This window comes from Tunicatimonas pelagia, assembly GCF_030506325.1.
GTDB lineage: Bacteria > Bacteroidota > Bacteroidia > Cytophagales > Cyclobacteriaceae > Tunicatimonas > Tunicatimonas pelagia.
Genome location: NZ_CP120683.1, coordinates 3,492,919 through 3,517,326, shown reverse-complemented (window position 1 = coordinate 3,517,326; position 24,408 = coordinate 3,492,919). Strand labels below are relative to the sequence as shown.

The following is a 24,408-nucleotide window of genomic DNA, read 5'->3' as shown; positions in this document are numbered from 1 at the left end:
AAAGGCTACTACTCACTTCTCAAACTCTCGGCAGGGTTAGCCTGAGCCGCTCGGATAGCCCGGCTACCGACGGTAACAATCGCCGTGACTAATGCTCCCACAATAGCCAGCACAAACGGAAGAACCGATACGGGAGTGCGATAAGCAAAATCACTGAGCCACTGTTGCGCTAACCAGAATGCTATTGGTACAGCCACCAGCCCAGCAATCAGCACCACCTTCAGAAAGTCCGTACTGAGTAAGGTAACAATTTGAGTCACAGTCGCCCCCAGCACTTTGCGAACGCCCACCTCTTTGGTACGCTGCTCCGCCATGTAGGCCGCTAATCCGAACAAGCCTAGCAACGCTACAAATAATGTAAGTAAGGTAGCCCACAGTATGGTTTGACCTAATCGCTCTTGATCAGCGTACAGTTGAGCGAAGTCATCATCCAGAAATGAGTAACGGATAGGGTGCGCGGGTTCAATCTGTTTCCAGAATTTTTCCACATCAGCAATCGTACTTCTCAGATCAGAAGTTGATAGGCGAACCGCCACATGGTTCACCCAGCCACTTCGCATTTTATGAATAGCACCCGAAAACACTAGTGGTTTAATACGCTGCCCTAAGCCACTGTAGTGAAAGTCCTTTACTACCCCCACAATCTGTCCGGCTTCTTTTATCCAACTGAAGTTCATCGGGTGGCCGACCGGATTCTCTATGTCAAACTCCTTTACAAAAGCTTCATTCACTACGAAGGATTGCGGGGCAGTATCTGCTGGTGACAGAAATCTTCCTTCTATCACTTCCAGATTAAGGGCTTGAGTATAGTAAGCATCGGTGAAGAAAATATTCTCAGAATGGCTTTTTTCTATACCACCAATACGCAGGCCGTTATCGGGATGACCGCTTCCGGGCATACTCACCGAAGCTGTAATTGCTTTTACTTGCGGATTCTGTAACAACCTGCCTCGTAGCGCCTGAATCTTTTGGTAAGTGTCTTGAGCATTCGCTTTGATGACCATCACCTGCTCGGACTGAAAACCCAGTTCCTGATTCTGCATATACTGCACTTGTCGATAAATGAAAGTCATAACTACCGCCGCCACAATCGCTCCGGTAAACTGAACCACCACCATTCCCTGGCGTAACAATTTACCCTTATCACGGCGCAGCCATTTACCTTTTAGTACTTCGGTAGGACGATAAGCGGCTAGAAAGAACGCCGGATAGCTGCCGGACAGTACTCCTAACAATAATACTAAGCCAAGTAACAGCGGAATAATGAAACTCAATTCCGCCAAACCTAAGGAAAGATCCCGATTGGTGATTTGTTCAAAAGCGGGTAAGGCCAGCTCGGCCAAGAAGATGGCAATGGGCAGGGCTACCAAGCACTGGAGAACCGCTTCAGACAAGAATTGAAAAATCAGTTGCTGGCGAGAGGCTCCGTTCACTTTACGAACCCCCACTTCGCGAGCCCGACGAGTTGCCTGAGCCGTGGTTAGATTCATATAATTGATACTCGCCACTATCAGTACCAATAGCCCAACAATCCCAATGATGTATACCCGTCGGATACCGCCGGATTCGATGGCGAAGGGGCCGCTTAGTTGAGCAGTAGCATTCAGGTGAGCATCGCTAACGGGCTGTAGTTTCCATTCGGGAAATTTCTCCCAGACCGAACCCATATTTTCCAATTCTTTCTTAAGTCGGGGATTAATGGCTGCGGTTATTTTTTTCTCTAATTGAGCAACGTCGGTCTTAGGATGTAGCGAGACATAGGTAGCCGGATTATTACCTGTCCACGATTTATAAAAATAAGTAGTATCGCGCCCTACCAAATCTACATCAAAGTGAGTATTTCCGGGAAATTTCGCCATAACACCCGTAATCAGGTAATCATCTTGATCATTGAACCGCAGTACTTTTCCCACCGGATTCTCATCGCCGTAGAATTGTTTGGCTAGCGACTCGCTGATCAACATAGAATGATTGTTCTCTAAAGCATTCTCAGGATTACCGTACTTCAGAGGGAAAGGTAATACCTTAAGAAAGGTGCTATCAGCTAAGGCCATTGTCTCAACGTATATTCCGTCCTCGGGCTTTTCTTCGGTACTCACCAGTAGGTCGTTCCCTTCAGTAACCGGAACCGCACTAACGATTTCCGGAAATTCCTCTCGTAATGTTTCTGATAGTACATGAGGAGTATACAACGTGCCTCGCCCCGGGTCCCACTCTCGGTATACCCGATAGATATTCTCTTTGTTAGTAAGCCACTGGTCGTAGCTAAGCTCATGCTGGATAAATGCTAACGCTAGCGTAGCTGCTGTCAAGGCAATGGCTAGGCCACCCACGTTGAGCAGCGTAAACGTTTTCTGTTTACGAAAATTCCGCAGGGCGATGGATAGATAGTTCTTTATCATGATGATTGATGAATGGTGATTAATGAATAATGACTGCGCTTGTCGCGTAAATGAGTAGTAGATAAGATCAGTTATTAATCATTATTCACTACTCATTCATCATTAAAAATTATTCGCTCCTCAAAGACTTCACCGGGTTCGCGGTGGCAGCTCGTAATGTATGAAAGCTGATGGCTCCCAGGGTGACGATCAGCGTGAGCAAAGCTGAGGCCACAAATGTGAGCCATTTGATGTCGGTCTGATAGGCGAATGTCTGTAGCCAATCACTCATAAACCAGTACGCCAGCGGAAAGGCGACAAGCATAGCCAGGGCAATCAGGATAAAAAAGTCCTTGTAAATCAGCCCGACAATGTTGGGAATGGTAGCCCCGATTACCTTGCGAATGCCAATTTCTTTCGCTCGTTGCTCGGTGGTGTAGGCGGCTAGTCCTAGTAAGCCTAAGCAAGCAATGATGACGGTGAATGCTGAGAATAACGTAAATATTTTACCCCGCTTCTGGTCAGTTTCGTACTGCGACATAAATTCCTCGTCCAGAAACTCGTAGGAGAAAGGCTTACCTGCGTTTACTTCCGTCCAGGTATCTTCAATATAGGCGAGGGTTTCGTTAACCCTATTGGGGGCTACTTTGATGTTGAGAAAGAAGTTAGGATCACCGAAAAGAACAGCCAGTGGCTCAATTGAATTATACAGCGATTCCTGATGATAATCTTTAAAGACTCCGATTACTGAGTACGTCGGACCAGGATTATCTTCATCGCCCATAAAGGAAAGCTCTTTACCAATCGGATCATCCCACTGCATCCGAGCCACCATTGATTCATTGACGAGCACCGCAGCGGTATCGGTAGTATATTCTCGCGAAAAGCTTCGTCCTTGCAAAATGTCAATTCCCATCGTTTCTACGTAATCGTAGTGCGCCCGGTACTGGTTCACTCCAACCCCGCCATCCACTACACTACCATCGTTACCTTCTACTAACATCAGATTTTTCGAGTACCCGGTTCCAGGTCGGGAGGAAGAAGTTGATACTTCAAGCACTTGGGCACTTTCCCTGAGTCGATTTTGCAGCACTTCGTAGTTCGCCCGAATCGTTGAATCTGGCATAGTAACAATAAGTACTTGCTCTTGATTGAAGCCTAAGTCTTTATCTCGCAAATATTGAAGCTGATCGTAAACAATCCAGGTACAGATGAGCATGGCGATGGAAATAGCAAACTGCACTACTACCAGCACTTTTCGTAACATCGCGTTGCCTGTGCCTCGGGTGGCATTTCCTTTAAGCACTAGAGCCGGATTAAACTTAGAAAGATAAAAAGCTGGGTAGCTGCCTCCGGCAATTCCGACTAGCAAAGCGATCAGAATAAAGCCTATAATAATTTGAGGTTGAAACAGAAAAGAAAGCGCAATCTCAGTACCCGCTAGATTATTAAAAGGCGACAGCAACACAGCCACTAAAAGTAAACTAATAGCCAGCGCAATAAACGTCAGCAAAGTAGACTCGGTCAGAAATTGACTAATGAGCTGACCACGGAACGAACCCATCGTTTTGCGAACGCCTACTTCTTTGGCTCGGCGGGTAGCCCGAGCCGTTGCTAGGTTCATGTAATTGATACTGGCAATGATGAGGATAAAAAAGGCAACTGCGCCAAATATGTAGATGTAGGCAATATCGCCCGCTCCCGTTTCTCCTTCGCCAAAATCTGATTTGAGATGGATATCGGCCAGTGGTTGCAGCCAGTAATCAATCGTCACTCCGTAATTCTCAAAAATAGGAACAACCCGCTCCTTATTGACACTCGCCAAAGCTTCCTCACCATCCTGGATACTACTACCTTCTTTCATCAGTAGGTACGTGGGACGACCCCAACCTCCCCAGCCACCTATTTCATCGGGCAGGGTAGCCCGCGAAAGTAGGGCATCAAACTCTATACTTGAGTTCTCAGGAACGTCTTCCACGAGTCCAGTGATCTCGTAAATATCATCTCCGTTTTTAAGGGTCTGTCCAATTGGTTCGGCGCTGCCGAAGTACTTCTGGGCTGTTTCCTGAGTGAGCACCGCTGTGTTAGGTTTCAATAGCGCAGTAGCCGGGTCGCCCGACAGTAGCGGAAAATCAAACACCTCAAAAACGGTAGAATCCACGTATTGAAAATCTTCTTCGTAAAAGCGCATGTCCCGCTCGGGGTTCTCAAACAGTTCTCGTCCCGCGCCAATAAAACGAACGGCGTGCTCAATCTGCGAATATTTTTCTTCTAACTCTTGCGCCAGCGGTAGCTGAGCCGAAGGCCAGGTAAACTGATTATCGGTTTCGGTAAAATGGGTTACTACCCGGTAAATCCGATCTTTCTTGGTGTGGAACTTATCGTAGCTCAGTTCATTAAGCAGATACAAAAACAGGAAGAGGCTGCACGTAATCCCCAGCGTTAGCCCGAGGATGTTGAGCAAGCTGTAAATGCGGTCTTTACCAATATTACGAAGAGCAACTTTGAGCAGATTTTTGAGCATAGCAGGTAGTGATTAGTAGGTTCACTTCTTTATTTCAAAAAATATACCCAACCTCAATATGCTGAATATCAGATCGCTACAATAGTATGCATTTCGACCGATGTTCGATTTCGTACAGAAGTTGTGCGTAGGTGAACAGTCTGCGTGCCCCTCTTTTTCTCCTACATCAAAGGGTGTTTTGCCCAGTTGGCTGGTTCATGGGCAGAGTAGGCGCTACCTCTACTGTAGATACGAGCATGTTTAAGTTTTGTTTTTGATGGCGAAAATTCAAGATTTGGTTGCTGAACGAGTCAATTTTTGAGGGAATAGCCTAAGCTATGGCCGATAAAATTGGTGAAGTGCAGCGATTAAAGATGAATTTGCAACCCAAAGGATAAAATTTAAACATGCTCTAATAGCTTGCTCACCGACTGATTATGTGTTCTAATAAACTCATCGTAAATGTGAAAAAGTGTTCACTAATCAGTACTCTTCCAGTTGTTTATCCGGTTGCATAAATAGCCACAAGAAGATAGCCACAACATTTAGCCCAGCCCCTACAAAGAAAAAGGGAACTTCCGAACCCGTCCACGATTGCATGTAGGGAAAAGCCAGAGCCGTAATAAACGCTCCAATATTCCCGGCCATATTCATGGTACCCGATACCGCTCCGGCGTGCTGCCGCCCAATATCCACCGCAAACGACCAGGACGGGCTAAGGGTCATATCGGCTCCGAAGATGGCGATACTCAGAAAGATAATTGCCGTGAGCGGGGTTTGCATGTATACGCTCACGACTAAGCCGATAGCGGCCAATCCAAAGCCGACGACGGCAGGTAGACGGCGGGAGAGTGTCCAGTTTCCCTGACGGTAAATACGGTCAATCCACCAACCCCCGAACCAGTTACCCAGTGCTCCGAGTACTAAAGGGGCTGAGGCATAAAATCCGGCTTCCAGCGTTTCTAGGGCGTATTTTTCTTTCAGATGGGGGAATAGCCAAGTGAGGCAGAAGAAAAAGGTGAAGTTACTACAAAAGTACTGTCCCATTGCCAACCACATATTCTTAGAGCCAATTAGGCTACCCGCCCTGAGCGGTTCTTTAGCTACCGCCGGGTCAACCTGCTGCCGATTGGCTCGAATAAAATCCTGTTCAGTCACCGATAAGCCGGAATGTTCGGTGGGATCATCGCGGAAAATCAGGTACCATACCACGGCCCATACTACTCCAATAGCTCCTAATACTACAAAACTCATTCTCCAGCCCAGCGTGAGAATGAGCCAAGCGACAAATGGCAGTGCAAACGCCGCTCCTAACCTAGAGCCAGAGAAATTAATACCCGTAACCAAGCCCCGTTCTTGCAAGGGAATCCAGGAGAACACGGCACGAGATATGCCCGGAAAGGCTCCCGCCTCACCGGCTCCAAACAACAAGCGAACTACCAGCATGGATGTAAAATTCCAGGCGGCTCCGGTCAGTGCGGTGAACAGCGACCAGAAGGTCACCACGGCGGTAAGCACCCGCCGAGGGCCGAGGCGATCAGCTAAGATGCCTGCCGGAGTCTGAAATAGCGCGTAGCCCAATGCAAAGACTGATAGTACCCAGCCCATCTGCTCATCGCTCAGGTTGAGGTCTTGCACGATAGGTTCCTTGGCTACCGAAATACAAATTCGGTCGATGTACAGCAGCAGGGTCAGTAAAAAGGTGCCGACCACCATCCAGTAACGTCTGGCCATTAGTTCGTTTTTAGTTGGTTAATCACTTTAGTAATAGAATCAGCTTCGCCCACGTTACCCGGAAATACGATATACGTGAGTTCGGGAAATTTACTTTCCTCACCTAATTTCCAGACCGGAACTCCCGGGAGAATCTGCCCGAGTACATTGGCTTTTTTTACTCCTAGTCCCTTCGTAGCCGTATCACTGGAAGTAATTCCACCCTTGGCGAGAATGTAGCGGGGCTTAATACTAATCTGTTTAATAACATTGGTCAAAAAAGACGAAACCCGCTGCCCGATTTTTAGATTTTCTTCTTTATCCTGCCCCGAAACTAAATCGCGGCTAGTATAGACTACGGTATCTTGCTGATCAGTAAGAAGCTGGTCTATTTGCTGCGCCGCCTGCTGAGCAAAATCTTCTGGGTCGGAATGTTCTAGAATTTGGTTTACGTCTAATTTGATCGGTTGAACTGAAGCGTGTTCCAGCAAATGTTCCAGTTGGGCAGTAGATTTAGGAACGTAGGAGCCTACTACAATTAACCCACCGTTAGCGGAACCTTGGGGTAAAAGCTGATCGCACGTGAGTAATGGTTTAGGAGCCAACCCCGCCAGCACCGGGACAATAGAAGCCGCCGTACGACAAATTACCGGAACATCAGCATTCAGTAAGCCTAAAGCAAAAATCTCCAAGTCGAACCTATGGACAGCGTTGACGATGCAGGTAGCGTTGGAAGCAGCAGCATTTAGGGTTTCAGTAGCGTAGCCCGCCCCTTTTTGGCGAAGATCACTTAAGCTTAATGAAACTACGTCTTTAGCTTTTACCCCTCCTTCGGTTTTTTCCTCTATCCAATCTTTCAGGTTGGAAGCGGAAAATCCGAAAGATTTATCCTGAGCGAAGGGCGTTTTGCCTACGGGGATCAGATCATTGCCTTCTTGCACGTAGTGCGTATCATTGATCGTATAGCGTCCTCCCTCTAGAAAGGCGGGAATTAAAATTCGGATTGCTTCTGTTTGCTGCATCCCGACTAACAAGGCATTTACTTCGTTAGGGTAGTGTCCTCGTAATGTGGAATCGCTACGGCTGATGACGAAAAAGTTTCGTCCGGCTTTCTGAGCAGCTTTATTCAAGTTTTGACCAATAGTAGCCGCCAACTGATTGGCCTTTCGGATAGGAAGACTACGCGAATTGGTCAGAATAAAAAATAGTGGCGTAGCCTGCCGAAACTCAGCTTCAATTACCTCGGTAGACCACTCGGTGAGTACGGGAACATCGTACACCGTTTGGGTGCCAGTGGGATCATCATCTAACACCACAATCGTTTGTTGCATAGAAGAAAGTTTCTGCCGAATCTCTGGCAGTAAGCTTTCTTTAGGTGCAGGAGGAACATTTTGTAGTAGCTGTTGTAAGGTGGTAGGCATTACTAAAGGAAGGCTTGCTCTAATCGTTTAATAAATTCATTGTGTATCACATGTTTCCCTTCAGGAGGATTGCCATCGACACCCATACGGACGTACACCATATCCCATTCAGGAATAACAAAGCAAACATTATGATTTAAGCCGCTCATGTAGGCGGTGCCTTCGGGAGAATCTGGCATGAATCGTCCTTCGTCAGTCATTCCATTCGTCCACCAGTTGTAGCCGTAGGAACCACTGCCGTTGGCACTCTTCCGATCCGTATCAGCCACCGGAATGCTGGCGGGTACTTGGGTTTGAATAGCCGCCATAGCCCACTCTTCTGGCACGACTTGTTGGCCGTTCCAATTACCTTTATTCAGAAACAGATGACCAACGCGAGCGAGTTGACGAGCCGATACATGTACGTTGGTGCAACCGTTCCGGATAGGAATGCCATTTAGTTCACCCTCCTGTCCCCACGACCACTTGCCCATCCCAATGGGTTCGGTTAGGTTTTGGGTTAGGTATTCGTGTAGATCACTCTGGAGGATTTGAGTTAGTGTTCGTCCCTTCATCATCATGGCTTCATCCCAGTAGGCATATGCCGTACCGGGAGCAAAATTCGGCTCACCCGGTTGGTAAGGTGTCCACGACCAGTCGGCGCTGCTGTCGCCTTCCCAGCGAGTGTCACCTACGGCGTTGTAACCGGAAGTCATGGTGGCGAATTGTCGGAGTGTTACTTCAGGGTATAGTTCAGTAAGCAGGGGTTCGTGAGTAGCGGCTTTATCATCAAGCTGGCATAAGCCGTCTTCAATCATTAAACCTAGCGCGGTGCTTGTAAATGATTTAGAACACGACCAGATATTATGCACCTTATCAATGCTATCGCCCTGATAGATGACGTAGCCATTACGGATAATCATCAACTCTTCTACTTTGTCATCGAAGCAATGATCTGCTAGATATTGTACCGATTCTTCCAACTTTTCAGCATCTATTCCCTGACTTTCGGGAGTAGCCGTTTGCCAATCCTCGTCAGGAAAGATCATTTCGGATGTAGCTGGAGTAGTTTCAGTAGCGTTTTCTTGAGGTTGGGGTGGGGAGCAGCTGCTCAGAATAATAATGATGCCAACAAAGTAAGTTAGGTGTTTGTACCTGATGTACCTCAGCGATAGACGGTATATTAAGAGCAACTGTAATACTACTGAATAAATCCCCCTAGCCCCCTTTAGAAAAGGGGGAGAAGCGTATTCCCCCTTGGCGAAGGGGGGGAGGGGGGATTGATACGTAGTTGTATGTCCGTATACAGCCCCTGAGCTATATAAGCTTTCAGACCAACGCACGATTCGTATCATTAATGGTTTATGAATTTCTTCCATAGATTTCTGCTTCAACTACTCTTCCAAAGCAATAACCCTAGCGGGAGAACCGTCACCACCCTGGATTTTTAGGGGAAGAGCAATGAGTTGCACTTTTTCTTGCTGGATTTTATCCAAATTGGTTAGCCCTTCAATAATCACGATTTCTCCGCCTAGCAGAATTTGATGGATTTTGGTTACCTCCGGCAGGTTGTTGACATCCGCCACCGATGGAGCTTCCACGCCCAGCATCTTTATTTTCTTCGCTACGCACCATTCGGCCAGTTCTTCACTAATGCGGGGCAGCCCATCGCGGTACTTCGATTGACGCAGGTATTGACTCCAGCCGGTACGTAACAGTAGGCTATCACCCGCTTCTACTTTTTCGACTACATCGCCTAAATCCTTTATTTCGATCAGGTACTGCTCAGGCAAGTCAGGCAGGTGCACTACCCAAGCGGGGCCCATACAATCAGTCAGCGGAATTTGGTCAATGCTTTGATCGGTGACCCCAAAATGAAGAGGGGCATCCATATGAGTGCCCACATGAGAGTAAAGGTGCAGCGTGCGGGCGTTCCAGCCGTCGCTCTCCAGCGTCTTGGCAATCTCAATGGTGACTCCCGGCATATCGGAGTCGTAGGGCAAGGTTAGGTCAATGGGTGTTTTCATAATTCTATGGTAGGAACTTGATTAATTGCGCGACGAACCGTCGTGTTCCTACATATTTTCAATTACACTATCGGCAATCTCGGTAGTTTTGGCGGTACCTCCTAAATCTACGGTGACAATTCCTTTTTGGGTGGTAGCCTCAATACCCTTTACAATGTCCTGGGCCGCTTCAGTTTCTCCCAAGTGCTCTAGCATCAGGGCACCCGACCAGATAGAACCTACCGGGTTGGCAATGCCTTGTCCGGCAATATCGGGAGCGGAGCCGTGAATGGGCTCGAACATGGAAGGAAACTCTTTTTCGGGATTGATATTTCCGCTCGGTCCCAGACCTAAGCTACCCATAATTGCTCCACCCAAATCACTCAAAATATCGCCGATCATATTGGTAGTGACGATTACGTCGAACACTTCCGGCTTTAGAACAAAGCTAGCTGAGGCATTATCCACGTACATTTTGTGGTAAGTTACATCAGGGTACTGCACTGATACTTCTTCAATCACTCGATCCCAGTAAGCTAAGCTATTGATAAGCGTGTTGGATTTGGTAACATTGGTAACCTTCTTTCGGCGCTTTTGCGCTAGCTTAAAAGAATAGTGGGCGATACGCTCAATGCCTGCCCGGGTAAATACACTGGTGTCAGTGGCTAATCCGTAGGGCTGGTCAGGGTGGATGATTTTCCCGTTTTGCACAAACTCACCTTCGTTATTCTCCCGAACCACCACAAAATCAATATCCTGATGTGATTTATAGCGCAAGGGGCTATCAATGCCGGGTAGCAATTTTACCGGACGGTAGTTTACGTACTGCTGAAATGCTGTGCGAACCCGAAAGGTATATAGCATAGCGGGTAAAGTATCGTCTACCTCGGGGTCACCCACCGCACCAAAATATACGGCATCAAATTGTTTGAGGGTTTCCAGCCCATCATCCGGCATAAAAACTCCGTGCTGTTTGTAGTAACCCGCCCCGAAAGGAAATTGCTCGGTTTCTAAGGTAAACTGGTGCTTTTTAGCGGCGGCCTCTAGAACGCTCAAGCCGGCGGGAACAATCTCGTTTCCGATTCCGTCGCCAGGAACCACCGCAATTTTGTAATTCTTCATAAAATGTGTTCGCTTATTCTATTTATTGTAAATATTGGCTTCGGGCCCGATGCCTTCGGGAGCTTCATAAGCTAGTGTCATGGCCCACTTATCAAACTCGAAGCCATCCTCTCGCATAGAAAATGAGACGGTATGCTCCCCGGGTTCTTCAATCATAAGATAAATTTGCTCGGGCACTCCCGAGTGAACCTCTTCGGTACGCTGCCGACTTTCCCACGTCCACTTATCGTTGTGGGCGTGGAACTGCATTCGTTTGCCATTTTCGGGCCATTCGCCGTCCAGTCCTACGTGAATACCGTTGTCTTCAGTACCCGTAGAGTGCGTACGCGCCCATACGTAGTATTTACCCGGAGTATTAAAATAGACCCGGTAATTCAGAATGCCAGCCTGATTAGGTTCGGGAAAAAAGTTTTCCCCCTCGGTTAGCCCGTCGTCATGGGTGGTTCGAGTATCGGGCAAAGCTTCCAGGTACACCCCACCGCTGGCAGTTGCTGCATGGTTTTCGTCAGGATCAGGAGTAGGCAGAGAGGATGTTTCTTTCTCTACGATGTACCACTTTCGAACGAGCGTATCGGTTTGGTCAACGAAGTGTTCAGCTTCTACGGCTAATACGCCATCTACTTCTTCAAATATTGATGGCTCTTCTACTTTAGGTTGGGGTTCCTCCTGCTGAACAGCTTCAGTGGTAGAAGCTGGTTGACAGGCACCATATACTAGCAAGCTCAGTAAGATGGTAAAGGGGTAGTAAGGTGTTTTCTTGATGATTGAGATCATGTTTAGTTGCTGTTTAAGTTGTAATTTCCTAAATGAATTAATTCCTCATTTCCCAGTCTGTTCGGGCGAGTCTATACACTATGCATTGACTATCCTCAAAGGTTCTTCGCTCCACAAACTGGAATCCAATGCGCTCGTAGAAGCGAATAGCCCCGTGGTTGGTCTCCAGCGGATCAATCAGCACTGACGTGACCTTTTCATCGTCAAAGCAGCGTTTTAGTGCGAGGTTTATCATAACGGTTCCGTAGCCTTTACTCAGGTCTTCGGCTTCGCCAATCCAGATATCAATAGCTCGTAGGTTCGCTTCCACATTGCCCCAGTAGTGCGACTCTTCTTCGGCCGGATCAATAATTTGTATACAGCCAAGAGGTCTGCCGTCTAACTCAGCGATCAACTGCTCCCGCCACTTGGGAAAGCGTTGCAGCTCGTATTGCCAATTCCAGTCCTCATCACTGTCCGATGCTTTGACGTGGGGTTGTTTATCCCAATGCTGCAAGAGTGCTAAATCGTCAATAGTAGCCGTACGTAACGTAATCGGCATCTGCTTGGCCAATGATTAAGCTAACTATCCATTCTGGTTACGTATCAGCACCACCCAATCTTCATCACCACCGGATGGAGCGTTACCGACTGAGACATTACTTCCCCCGCTGATTTCGGTAACGCTACCACTTTGCAAATCACCTCCGTTCTCAGGATCGAACCACTGTACGGAATAATTTCCTTCTTCCAGGTTAAGATTGGTGGTGATAACACTATGCAAATAGATAGCATAGACCTCGCCGGGTTTGGCAAAACAGTACGTTTCTTCAGCATCTACTAGTTCATCCGCCGACTCCATTTCCCAGAACGGCAAGTTATCATGAAAGAAAGACACAGCGTAGCGGGTTTGATCCCACATATTGTTGCGGGTACGCCAGGTCTCTAGTCCTAAATCGCTGTCGCCGTAGAGGTAGCCAAAGTACCATTCGGCACCACCGCCACCCGCCATCAAGTTACCCCACAGCACTTCATAGCGGATAGTATCGTGCTCAGGATCAATATCGTCGGGGAACACACCGTGGTAGTATGGGCCAATTTCATCCAGGTTGACTACCCACTGTTTTCCTGCTTCTCCCGATTCGCTTATCCAGTGCTTAGTTTCATCGTGTACCTTTGCAGGTCTACCAATTTGCAAGGAAGGCCCGTCCAGATCTTCATAACCTAATAATGGCTCTAGAACCTCATCGCGTTCTTTCTGGGCAGCGTGAGTGTGCAGTGCTACAAAGTTTTGATAAGGATCGGTTTCTTTAAAGTAGCTAATCATCGCCCGGCGTTGATCGTCATTCTGAGAATCGGGGGTAAACTCAGCATAACCGTTTTCTTCTCCCATGTTCCAGGCTACTCCCAAGTGATGAGCGAAACGGGCGATGAGCTCGCGGTAATAAAGCTTACGCTGTGGGCCCAAGTCCCCATTATCCAACAATAGTTCATTTTCAGTTTCTTGGGTGAAGAAGTGTAGCAAGATGCCCAAACTGTCGGCGTGAGTAAACACTGTTTCCCACTGATCTAGTTTACTACAATCAAAGCGGTAGCGCTCATCGTAGCCGGTGTAGGGCCACACATCTTCGCCATCGCCTTTAATATTCATGGTCAGAAAATAAAGGGAGTTCATACCCTTTCCGGCCAAATAATTAAGTCCGCCAATGATACCTTTTCCCTTGCCGCCCTGCCAGCTGGGGTCGCCTTCATTCCAATCTTTTATATGATCTTCGTAAACGTGTAACTGCTTATCTACCGGGGCTTCGCCATCTTTATGCCCTTCTTCCCCGCCAAACTCAGTACCATCAAAATCTACGTATCCTAGTAAGTTCTCAGGGCTGCCCGCTCCGCCTTTTAGGTAGTACTCATCTGTACCCGCAAATTTCAGGTAGCGTTCTCCTGCATACTGCAATCGACCTTTTGCTCGAAAGTCTTTCCCTTGCTTATCGGAAGCTACTACCTGAAACGAGCCTTGCTCACCATCAAAAGCTATTGGCTCACCCGCATTAGCATCGGTGCTAATGGCGATGTTGTCGCCTTTTCGGAAAGATGCGGAATAAGTCCACTCTCCCTCCGTATTGGGCGCAAACCGAACCTGCCAGATATTTCCACTGGTGGCACTACTTTCCGCAGCATTACCATCGGCAGCATAAAAACCTGGTATTTCATAAGATTGATCTCCATTAGAGAAGGTGACGATCAGCCGATAGTTGGTAAAGGGGTTGTCTTCAGCGTCTTCGCTGGTCTCAAGTCCTTCAAATGATAGGGTTACTTTATGCCATTGCTGGTAGGTAGGGAGCGATTCCGGTTCTTCGGCCGGTTGGCAGGCAGTAATCCAGCTGATTAGCAGTAATAAATTCAAAAGTGAGTAATTACGCATAGGTTGTAGTAAGATTTTCTTAGAAAAGTTTAATTATCAGCCTTTGATTGTGTAAGCGAAAGCCATTTTCGTTTTAAAGCTCAGCGATGAAGTTATGATCTTTTCTTAAAGGAACAATTCGAATTAATTACATTATCAGTAATCTATTTTGTGCAAAGGTTTGCACACTACAAATAGTAAATGCTAACAGGCTATTTTTTTTGGTATCAGTCGTAAAAGCTTGCTTCTACTCCGGAAAGTTGCAACTTGAAAATGACCCTTGTTTAGAAAGCACCACAGAGAAATGCTATTAGAAAAGTGCAAGATCAAGGGGGAGCTAGACAGTATAATTATTTTTCTATTTTAGTCTTCAGATATGAAGCCTATTACGCTAAAAGAAATCGCAGAGCAACTGAATATTTCCATTTCTACAGTTTCCCGCGCACTACGCGACCACCCCCGTATTTCCCGAACTACGAAGCAGGCCGTACAAGCATTAGCCAAGGAACTAGACTTTCAGCCCAATCCGCTGGCTATGAATCTGCGGATGCAGCGTACCCAGACTATCGGAGTGATTGTCCCTAAAATCAGCTATGCGTTTTATGCTTCGGCAATTACTGGAATTGAAGCAGTTGCGATTGGAGAAGGGTACAATATTGTCATCTGCCAGTCTAATGAATCGTATGAACAAGAAGTAGCTAACATCAAATCGTTACTGCTAAGTCGGGTTGATGGAATCATCGTATCCTTGGCGGGGGAAACTAAGCAGTACGACCACTTTCAAGAAGTACTGAACCGAGGTGTTCCTTTAGTTTTTTTCAACCGAGTGTGTCCCGAGCTATCAGTATCACAGGTAATTATTGATAATTTTTTAGCGGCAGCGCAGGCTGTATCTTTTCTAATTCAGCACGGATGCCAACGTATTGGACTACTGGCTGGCCCATCTTCTGTTGAGATCAGTAATGAACGTCTTCGGGGTTATCAACAAACGCTAGCACAGCACCAACTACCGTTTGACCCCAACTTGGTAGCGCACTGCGACTACAGTGAGGCCGATGGTTACGACCAAACGGTTCGTCTGCTTCAACTATCCAATCCACCCGATGCTATTTTTGCCGTGAGTGACCGACTTGCCATTGCTGCCTTACAAGCCTTACGCGATTACGGTATACGAATTCCTCAAGATATGGCGCTAGTCGGTTTCAATAATGATCCAGTAACCGCTGTAGTGAGTCCGTCTTTAACTACTATCGATCAAAACCCGGAACAAATGGGCGAAACCGCAGCCCACTTGCTGTTTCAGCAGTTGCGTGATGCTAAAACTGATATTGAACAGGTAGTGCTAAAAACTCGGCTATTGGAACGAAATTCCGTAAAAAAATAGTAGTTTGCGCTTCCCAATATTTTTGAACCACTTTACCTAATCTCTTATGAAAAAGTTTGAACCCGGCGTACTCTACGGCGATCAACTCATAGAATTTTTTGAATACGCCCAGAAAAAACAGTTTGCCTTACCTGCTGCTAATGTCATCGGTAGTAACTCTATTAATGCAGTGCTGGAAACCGCCCGCGATGTGCAATCAGCCGTGATTGTTCAGTTCTCTAACTCGGGAGCAGCCTTTAATGCTGGCAAAGGATTTAGTAACGACGGTCAGCAGGCTTCTATTGCCGGAGCCGTTGCTGGAGCTCAACACGTGCATATCATGGCCAAGCACTACGGCGTACCTGTCATTCTTCATACCGATCACGCAGCTAAGAAACTATTACCCTGGATTGACGGAATGCTGGATGCCGGAGAAAAATACTACGAGCAGCACAGTCGCCCGTTGTTCAGCTCCCACATGCTTGATCTTTCGGAAGAGCCGTTAGAAGAAAATGTAGAGATCAGCAAGAAGTACTTCGAGCGAATGAACCCACTAGGGATGGGAATTGAAGTAGAGCTTGGTGTAACGGGTGGGGAGGAAGATGGAGTAGATAATACTGATGTTGATGCTTCTAAGCTATACACTCAGCCCGAAGAAGTGGCTTACACCTACGAACAGTTGAAGCAAGTGGGCGAACGATTTACCGTAGCGGCGGCATTTGGCAACGTACACGGGGTATATAAGCCAGGTAATGTGAAGTTAACGCCTACCATTCTGCGCGATTCGCAAAAGCATATTGAAGAGAAGCACAGTACCGCCGCTAAGCCAGTTTACTTCGTGTTTCACGGTGGCTCGGGTTCTACCCAAGAGGAGATCCGGGAAGCAATTGGCTACGGAGTAATTAAAATGAATATTGATACTGACTTGCAGTGGGCTTTCTGGGATGGAGTGCGGGGCTACTACGAAAATAAGAAAGATTATCTACAAGCTCAGATCGGTAACCCCGAAGGCGATGATAAGCCCAACAAGAAAACCTACGATCCCCGCGTGTGGCTACGCGAAGCTGAGAAAAGCTTTGTAAAACGCCTAACTGCCGCTTTTGAAGATTTGAATGCAGTAGGGTCTAACGCTTAATGAATAATGGAAACTATGTCAATCATTCGTCATTACTCATTAATCATCCGATAAGTTCTTTTACCAGCGCATTCAGTGATAGCTGAGTGGCTGAAATATTATCTTCCCGAGTGAGGGTAGTTACTGATTGGTAACGATCTCCGCTCGGTTGACGGTACGCTTCAAGCTGTTTCTTATTAACGTCTATAATCCACACTTCAGGAATACCTGCTGTGGCGTAAAGCGGTAGTTTGGTATTCCTATCATATTTCAATGTACTATCTGACACCTCGATCAATAGCAGTACATCTCTTGGAGTAACTCCGGTTTCAGCGTAATAATCCTCCCGAAACGGCAGAATCACAATATCCGGCTCAGGTTCTGAGTGCTCATTGATAAGTACCGGATTTTGTACATCAACAAGTATGTTTGACTCTAAGTAATTCTTTAAAAGGTTATTCAAGCGACGTACAATGGCTGAGTGATTTTTCCCAATTGGACTCATTTGGATAATTTCTCCGTGAATTAATTCAATACGGTCGTCTTCGTGTAAAATACCCACTTCAGCCATCTGGTGGTATTCTTCCACCGTAAATAAGCGGCGAGTGATTTTAGTTTCGGCTTCAGCAATCATAACAAATAGAGTGGTATATTGAGAGATACGTAAAAGTGATTGTTAAAGATATTCCATTTGAGCAAACCACTACCTATGTAATATAGAGCAGTTAAATATAAACATAAAAGAGTTGTGAGTTTCATTAGGCCATTTCATAGAAATTATAGACCAGTAAAAGAAGGCCCGAATTCTGGATATAGCGACTGGGCTTATATTACAGATCCGAATTATTGCCAAAACCCGGAACATTACGTAAGAGCTTTCATCATAATTCAACAAGATCTCTTAAAGCTATTTCAAGCAATTGAGCCAGCTGACATTAATAGTAACACATACTCATTTCGAACTCATGAACTTTTAATGAGAATATGTATCGAGGTTGAAGCCAATTTTAAAGCAATTCTAAAAGAGAACATATTTAATCCAGTATCGAGGAATAGACAAGAAAGATCTGAACGAACCTGGAATATGAATGATTACGAAATAATAAATAAGACTCACCGACTGAGTGATTACTCAATAGAATATCCAATATGGAGAGGAGAGCAAAGAATTAGAGCACCTTTCGCCAATTGGAATAGCAACGAATCAATTGATTGGTATCAGGTATATAACAGAGCTAAACATGATCGATTAAATGCATTTCAAGAAGCTAATTTCTCGACGTTATTAGATGCATTTGCCGGTCTCGCTGCTCTCCTGTCATCACAATTTAGAACAATAAGTTTTCAGCCTGGTCCAGCTTTAATGGCACTAGAAGGCAACGATTGTGGTATAGGTGACTATTTAGTTGTTAACTTCCCCACAACTTGGACTGAAGATGAACAGTACGATTTTAATTGGTCAGAGTTGAGTAATGAGGAGAGGCGATTTGAGAGAATAGATTACAATACCCTTCAATAAGCAAGCTTGACATAAAATCTTAAGTCAGAGAAAGTCTCTCAACTAGTCTACCCCGTAGCCCGAATCCCCCCCGAAATAGCGTTCACAGTTAGTAGCAAATCTAGCAGAATGGCTTCGTCACTATTACCAGCGGCTTTATTGCTACGCCAGGTTTTGATTTGGGAGATCTGATGCCGATGTAGGGCAGCTAGCTTGGGTTGACGCATGGCAATCATTTTGGCAATGCGGGGGCGCCGCTCCTCAATGCTACTGCCGTAGATCGTTTCAATAACCCGTTGGGTTCGGTGCAGTTCCGCCAGAATCTGCTCCATAAACCGATCGCGAAGTTCACTGTCTTCTACTAGAGCGGCGTACTCGTGCATAATAGATTCATCAGCAATCAGTACGCCCGAGCTTGAGTTGGTCAGGATGTACCGCAGCGGGGCGTAGCTCATGGCTTGCTCGCAGAGTAAGGTAAAATCGTCAGGGCGTTCGTTTTGTAGTTGCTCCAGAGCAGCACCTACTCCGTACCAGGCCGTAAGAGAGAACCGGGCTTGACTCCAGCTAAACACCCAAGGAATAGCTCGTAGATCATTCAGCGTTCGTTGTCCGGTACGGCGGGCAGGACGAGAGCCAATGCGACTGGCCTCGATCACATCAATGGGCGTAGCCTGAGCATAAAAATCCATAAAGCCTTCAGCTTTCAGCAGTTTTCCGTAGTATTCGCTGCTCACTTCTGACAGATAATCCATAATTGGCTCCAACGGATGATCGGAAGAGTTTGCACTCTGCTGGCGAATGGTAGCCTTGGTCGTTCCAGCCAACATCAGTTCCAGATGGTAGGTGCTAGTAATCAGGTTGGCGTACTTTTGGGCAATGGTTTCTCCCTGCTCGGTCAGACGGAAGTCACCCTGTAGGCTTTGGTGGGGTAACGATTCTAAAAAGCGATGAGTGGGCCCACCACCCCGACTGACCGTACCGCCCCGACCATGGAAGTAGCGAATGCGTACCCCATGTCTTTTTCCAACTTCGGTAAGGTTGCGTTGCCCTCGGTTTACGTTCCAGAGACTGGCTAAAATACCCCCGTCTTTGTTACTGTCGCTGTAGCCGACCATCACTTGCTGTACTGGATTAGCCTCCCCTTTTTGCTTTTGTTGATAAGCCAAACTTCGCTGGGTGATGGGATGCTGAAGAAACTTGTCTAAAATTGCCGAGCTTCCCTTCAAATCATCAATCGTCTCAAACAATGGCACCACCGGAAGTTCACTGACTAACCCATCTTCTCGCCAGAAAACCAAACCAACCTCCCGGCCTAACAAATAAACCGTCAGTAAATCCGACACACTACGGGTCATACTAATAATCAGTGAGCCTAACCCATTGGCACCGTAGTTTTGAATAAACTGATGCACCACCCGATAGCAATCTAGCACTGCCTGAGCTTCTTGCGGCAGTGAAGCGGCAACCTGAGTAAACGGGCGAGCTGACTGTAATTCCTGCTCGAGGAAAGCAATACGCTGCTCTTCTGACCAGTTAGCATAATCAGTGTCAGGCAAATCATTCGAAGAAAGAGCAGCAGCTTCTAGTAACTGGGTGACCGCCTTATCGTGAAAAGCACTATTCTGACGAATATCCAGCGCAGCAAGGTGAAAGCCAAACGTTTGTACTTTTCGTAACAAAGGTTCTACCTCGTTACGGGCTACCGACTGGGCATTTATTTCATTCAGTGTTTCCAGCAGTAGAGTCAGATCATCGGATAACTCGGTACTACGTTGGTAGGAATACGGTTTTTCGTCTAAGTTATCATACACGTCTAGCGGTATGCGAAGGCGCATCAAATTAACTAGTTGGCGCCACGGTTCATTCTGATTACGAGCCAGGGGTAGTTCAGTCGCTTCGCCAATCAGCTCTTGCATCTTTTCAATTTTCTGGTTCAGCCGATCGGGTATTGTATTACGAATATTGGTAAAGCTGAGCTTAGCCGCCAATCCCTCCAAATCTTTCGCATGGAGTTGTAATGCCTGCCGACGAAGTTCTAGCAGGGTTCTCTGGGTTACCTTGGCGGTTACAAAAGGGTGCCCATCACGGTCGCCCCCTACCCAATCGCCAAAGCTAATTCGGGGCAGAGCCTGGTAACCATCAAGCTGTTTAGGATCAAAGCCGGAGTAGCTCCAAGCATCGCGCAATCGTTGGTCGGCCCAGGCTAAGCTCTGGGGAAAAACGTGGGTAAGATAGTACATCATATTCCGCAGCTCGTCGGATACAGCCGGTTTTTCCAAATAGATTTCACCCGTGCGCCACAATATCTCCAACTGATTCTTGATTGCCTTGCGGATACCTTGTTGCTCTTGCGGGGTCCACACCGGGTTCTCTCGCTTCACTAGCAATAAGTACATATCGCGTAAGTGGCGTAGTACCGTAGCTCGCTTGGCTTCGGTTGGGTGAGCCGTAAGTACGGGTTCAATGCGTATTTTGGGTAGTAATTGAGCAATCTCTTCTTCCGAAAAACCCTCTTCGGATAACTGACGGAACGCCTTGGCCCACAATCCTGAAATGCGGTCTAGTCCAGCTTCAGTCTCTAGCTTTCTACGATACTGAGCCGTAGCATTTTCTTCTACTAAGTTCAGCCACTGAAAATAAGTAGCGTACAAGCGAACCATGCTGCGGTTCATCGTCGCGGGTTCTTGTTGGAGCGTATCGGCTAATTGATGCTCACCCAGCGACTCTAGTACTTCGCGGAGGCACTCGCTCAGAAATTGGGCATCATTTTCTACTTTTTCTACATCAATGGAGGCATCGGTAACAAGCATAGGAAATAAGAAATATGAGATGAGAAATATGAAAAATTGAAGGTTGAAAATTGATGGTAAAAAGTTAATAACAGTTTATGATTCTAGACTGATAATAAGGGATAGTCTGAAATGGCCTTGAGACTCATTTTTAAAATCAATTTGTAATAGTTTTACTATTATATTTAATTGTAATACCTTACTTTGAAGGTACGATTTTTCAAGATAACTGAACAAGGATATTAAGAATTTTTTTTAACCCTCTATAAACGGATAATTATGAAATTAGAAGCTATTTTTAAGTACAATCAGCAGTGGGTACAAGAAAAACTAAATGTTGACAGTACCTACTTTGAAGACTTATCCAAAGGACAACAACCTGAGATTCTGTACATTGGTTGCTCCGATAGTCGGGTAACCGCCGAGGAAATGATGGGTGCCAGTTTAGGTCAAGTATTCGTTTACCGGAACATTGCCAATATGGTTTCCGGTCTGGATCTGAGCGCAATGTCAGTCATCAACTACGCCGTTAATCATCTGAAAGTGAAGCATATTGTGGTTTGTGGTCACTACTACTGTGGTGGAGTGAAAGCCGCCATGCAAGCCCAGGATCTAGGAATTTTAAATCCCTGGCTCAGAAGCATTCGGGACGTATATCGACTTCACAAAGACGAACTCAACGCGATAGAAGACGAAGACGCCCGTTACAACCAACTGATAAGGCTGAACGTGCGAGAACAATGCGTAAATGTGCTAAAAACCGCCGAAGTACAAGTAGCCTACCGAAAAAACACACTTCAAGTACACGGCTGGGTGTTTGACATTAGCACCGGGCAACTCATTGACCTTGAACTGGACTTCGATAAAATCCTAGCCGGTATTATGGAAATCTATACGTTGAACTAAGGAAACAGGCGAGATTAGCGATCCATCAGATACGCTTTCAGAGCTTCATAATCGGGAGAGATTGACGTAACCTGCTTGGGCTGATTGAGGGCGGCTTGTAGGGTTTCGGGCAGGAAAATAGATTCGCCAACGGCTTCCTCCACCGTATCTTTAAACTTGGCGGGGTGAGCCGTTGCTAGTACTACTCCGTTCATTCGCCCGGGCTGTTTCTCCAGATAATCTTTCAGCCCTAAGTAGCCAACCGCAGTGTGGGGACACATAGTGTAGCCGTAATAGTTTTCGTACACTTCCCGGATGGCTTGTTTAGTGGCATCATCAGAAAAGCGATTACCTGAAATATCTTCCTGAATGGAATCGAGCAATTCTTCATCTGAACCAGCGTAGCCGTAAAAAGCCTGTAAGCGGGCGAAGTTACTTGGATTACCCACATCCATTGCATTAGAAATGGTTTGCACCGACGGACGCGGGGTAAATTTACCAGTTTCTAAGTATTTGGGTACTACATCATTGGTATTGGTAGCCGCAACAATATGATCAATTGGTAAGCCCATTTGTTGGGCGATAAGTCCGCCACAGAGATTGCCAAAGTTACCACTGGGTACCGAAAATACTAACCGCCAATCAGGATTGTACGCTAAATCTCGCTTAAGCTGAGCGTAGGCGTTGAAGTAATAAAATGACTGAGGAATTAGTCGGCTGATGTTGATGGAATTAGCTGAAGAGAGAGCTACCTCTTTTCGTAACTCTTGATCTAAAAAAGCCTCCTTCACCATTCGCTGGCAATCATCGAATGTGCCGGAAACTTCTAATGCTGCCACATTATTACCAACGGTCGTCAGTTGCTTTTCCTGAATCTCACTCACCTTTCCGCTGGGGTACAGCAGCACTACGTTAATACCCGGTACATTTAGGAAACCTTGGGCTACAGCACTGCCCGTATCGCCGGAAGTAGCGACCAGAATCGTTCGTTCTTGTTCGGCGGGCGATTGTTGCAAAAACCAAGACATGGTTCGAGCCATAAACCGCGCCCCAAAATCTTTAAATGCCAACGTAGGCCCGTGAAACAATTCCAGTACGTGAACTTCCTCGTCGAGGGCTACTACCGGAGCCGGAAAGTCAATCGCATCTTCAATCAGATCACGAAGTTTCAAAGCCGGAATCTCATCATCGAGTAGCGCTGTAGCTACCTGAAACGCAATTTCAGGAAAGGTAAACTTCTCTATCTCGTTGAAAAAGGCATCATCTAACTGCGGTAATTCGGTAGGCATATACAACCCATTATCCGCTGGTAAACTCTGAAAGACTGCCTCCTGAAAAGAAACCGTCTGTGATCGGGATGTATCGTTAGTACTGTAAAGTTGCATAATTTTCTAGTCAATAGTCAACGGTCGATAGTCCACAGTAATGAACAAATGATGCATATGTCATCAATCATTATTCACCTTTCATTGCTAATTGTACCGCGCCACGGAGGCATTGTTCACTGCTCATTGACTATCCTTGGCCCCTGTTGGTTGATACCGGAAATGTAAAGGTCGCTATCGATATTGAGAGCACCAAAGGTGTTTTGCATTTTCCGACCAACTTCTTCGGCTACTTCTTGGCTTTTACTCAGAGCAAAGATGGATGGACCGGAGCCGGAGATACCACAGCCTAGCGCTCCGGCGTTCATGGCACTGGCTTTCACGCTATCGAAACCGGGGATAAGCAACGAGCGAATGGGTTCAATGATTACATCCTGCATTGAGCGACCGATCAACTCAAAATCACCCTGCCATAGTCCGGCAATCAGCCCGGCAGTGTTACCCCACTGAATGGTGGCGTCTTCTAAGGAAATACGCTTCCGCAAAATACTACGCGCATCGCGGGTTTGTACCTCTACGTGCGGATGGATGACGGTAGCGAACAAGCCCTCCGGTGTAGGTATCCGGATAACATCCAGTGGGTCATAACTACGAACCAGTACAAATCCACCTAACAATGCCGGAGCCACATTATCAGCGTGGGCTGAACCGCAGGCTAATCGTTCCCCCTCCATCGCAAACGGAAGCAAATCTTCTCGCTTACGAATTGCTTTTTCCGGCTCGTAGCGCAACAGTAGCTCATTCACGGCATACAGACCGGCTACGGCACTGGCCGCACTGGAGCCTAATCCACTACCGAGCGGCATATTTTTGTAGAGCGTAATCTCCACTCCGTAGTCCGACTGCACTTGCTCCAGCAATTGTTTCACCACAATACTGACGGTGTTCTTATCGGGATTAAGCGGCAGTTTGCCTTCGTCGCCAATAATTCTCTTAATTACCACTCCGGGTCTGGCGAGACCGGGTTTCTCACACAGTTGCATCACCACCTCATCACCGGGATTGCCAATGGCAAATCCCATAATATCGAAGCCGCAGGCAACGTTGGCCACCGTGGCCGGAGCAAATACCCGAATTGTCTTATCCAAGAGGTTA

General features: G+C 46.6%; 18 protein-coding genes. 4 read left to right on the top strand and 14 right to left on the bottom strand.

Annotated elements, in window-relative coordinates:
* Positions 1–8 precede the first annotated feature (8 nt).
* The 10 genes from P0M28_RS15050 to P0M28_RS15005 all read right to left on the bottom strand — a co-directional run bounded on the left by P0M28_RS15050 (position 9) and on the right by P0M28_RS15005 (position 14,300).
* Entirely contained in the window at positions 9–2,402 is a 2,394-nt protein-coding gene (locus P0M28_RS15050; protein ID WP_302210782.1) for an ABC transporter permease, read from the bottom strand.
* Positions 2,403–2,511: 109 nt separating this feature from the next.
* Positions 2,512–4,905: an ABC transporter permease gene (locus tag P0M28_RS15045; RefSeq protein ID WP_302210780.1), complete on the bottom strand. Its 2,394-nt coding sequence runs from the start codon at positions 4,903–4,905 to the stop codon at positions 2,512–2,514.
* Between the two features lie 462 nt (positions 4,906–5,367).
* On the bottom strand, positions 5,368–6,618 hold the full coding sequence (locus P0M28_RS15040; protein ID WP_302210779.1) for an MFS transporter: 1,251 nt from the start codon (positions 6,616–6,618) through the stop codon (positions 5,368–5,370).
* Positions 6,618–8,018 carry a four-carbon acid sugar kinase family protein gene (locus tag P0M28_RS15035; protein WP_302210778.1) on the bottom strand — a complete coding sequence of 467 codons (1,401 nt, stop codon included), beginning with the start codon at positions 8,016–8,018 and terminating at the stop codon, positions 6,618–6,620. Before P0M28_RS15035 ends, P0M28_RS15040 begins: the two co-directional genes overlap by 1 nt.
* A gap of 2 nt (positions 8,019–8,020) precedes the next feature.
* Entirely contained in the window at positions 8,021–9,352 is a 1,332-nt protein-coding gene (locus tag P0M28_RS15030) for a serine hydrolase domain-containing protein (protein WP_302210776.1), read from the bottom strand.
* A 39-nt stretch (positions 9,353–9,391) separates the two neighbouring features.
* Positions 9,392–10,024 carry a cyclase family protein gene (locus tag P0M28_RS15025; RefSeq protein ID WP_302210774.1) on the bottom strand — a complete coding sequence of 211 codons (633 nt, stop codon included), beginning with the start codon at positions 10,022–10,024 and terminating at the stop codon, positions 9,392–9,394.
* Between the two features lie 48 nt (positions 10,025–10,072).
* Positions 10,073–11,125 carry a tartrate dehydrogenase gene (locus P0M28_RS15020; protein WP_302210772.1) on the bottom strand — a complete coding sequence of 351 codons (1,053 nt, stop codon included), beginning with the start codon at positions 11,123–11,125 and terminating at the stop codon, positions 10,073–10,075.
* An 18-nt stretch (positions 11,126–11,143) separates the two neighbouring features.
* Positions 11,144–11,899 (bottom strand): hypothetical protein, encoded by a 756-nt coding sequence (locus tag P0M28_RS15015; RefSeq protein WP_302210770.1) that lies wholly within the window; start codon positions 11,897–11,899, stop codon positions 11,144–11,146.
* Between the two features lie 37 nt (positions 11,900–11,936).
* A complete protein-coding gene (locus P0M28_RS15010; protein ID WP_302210768.1) occupies positions 11,937–12,440 on the bottom strand; it encodes a GNAT family N-acetyltransferase in 504 nt (167 codons plus the stop codon).
* A 24-nt stretch (positions 12,441–12,464) separates the two neighbouring features.
* A complete protein-coding gene (locus tag P0M28_RS15005; RefSeq protein ID WP_302210766.1) occupies positions 12,465–14,300 on the bottom strand; it encodes a DUF5060 domain-containing protein in 1,836 nt (611 codons plus the stop codon).
* 355 nt (positions 14,301–14,655) lie between these two features.
* Between P0M28_RS15005 and P0M28_RS15000 the strand changes: the two genes are divergently transcribed.
* Complete coding sequence (locus P0M28_RS15000; protein WP_302210765.1) at positions 14,656–15,663, top strand: LacI family DNA-binding transcriptional regulator; 1,008 nt, start codon at positions 14,656–14,658, stop codon at positions 15,661–15,663.
* Between the two features lie 46 nt (positions 15,664–15,709).
* The gene (gene fbaA / locus P0M28_RS14995; protein WP_302210764.1) at positions 15,710–16,777 is read left to right on the top strand and encodes a class II fructose-bisphosphate aldolase; all 1,068 of its coding nucleotides are present in this window, start codon (positions 15,710–15,712) and stop codon (positions 16,775–16,777) included.
* 43 nt (positions 16,778–16,820) lie between these two features.
* Here the strand turns inward: fbaA and P0M28_RS14990 are convergent, their stop codons facing one another.
* Positions 16,821–17,390 (bottom strand): Uma2 family endonuclease, encoded by a 570-nt coding sequence (locus P0M28_RS14990; RefSeq protein WP_302210763.1) that lies wholly within the window; start codon positions 17,388–17,390, stop codon positions 16,821–16,823.
* A gap of 114 nt (positions 17,391–17,504) precedes the next feature.
* On the opposite strand from P0M28_RS14990, the gene P0M28_RS14985 reads away from it, so the two are divergent.
* Positions 17,505–18,275 carry a hypothetical protein gene (locus P0M28_RS14985; RefSeq protein WP_302210762.1) on the top strand — a complete coding sequence of 257 codons (771 nt, stop codon included), beginning with the start codon at positions 17,505–17,507 and terminating at the stop codon, positions 18,273–18,275.
* A gap of 47 nt (positions 18,276–18,322) precedes the next feature.
* On the opposite strand, the gene P0M28_RS14980 is transcribed toward P0M28_RS14985, so the two are convergent.
* Positions 18,323–21,064 (bottom strand): phosphoenolpyruvate carboxylase, encoded by a 2,742-nt coding sequence (locus tag P0M28_RS14980; protein WP_302210761.1) that lies wholly within the window; start codon positions 21,062–21,064, stop codon positions 18,323–18,325.
* 258 nt (positions 21,065–21,322) lie between these two features.
* On the opposite strand from P0M28_RS14980, the gene P0M28_RS14975 reads away from it, so the two are divergent.
* Positions 21,323–21,949, top strand: a complete 627-nt coding sequence (locus P0M28_RS14975) for a carbonic anhydrase (protein ID WP_302210760.1) — start codon at positions 21,323–21,325, stop codon at positions 21,947–21,949.
* A gap of 14 nt (positions 21,950–21,963) precedes the next feature.
* On the opposite strand, the gene thrC is transcribed toward P0M28_RS14975, so the two are convergent.
* Positions 21,964–23,313 carry a threonine synthase gene (thrC, locus tag P0M28_RS14970; protein ID WP_302210759.1) on the bottom strand — a complete coding sequence of 450 codons (1,350 nt, stop codon included), beginning with the start codon at positions 23,311–23,313 and terminating at the stop codon, positions 21,964–21,966.
* A 116-nt stretch (positions 23,314–23,429) separates the two neighbouring features.
* Positions 23,430–24,401: a homoserine kinase gene (locus P0M28_RS14965; protein ID WP_302210758.1), complete on the bottom strand. Its 972-nt coding sequence runs from the start codon at positions 24,399–24,401 to the stop codon at positions 23,430–23,432.
* Positions 24,402–24,408 lie beyond the last annotated feature (7 nt).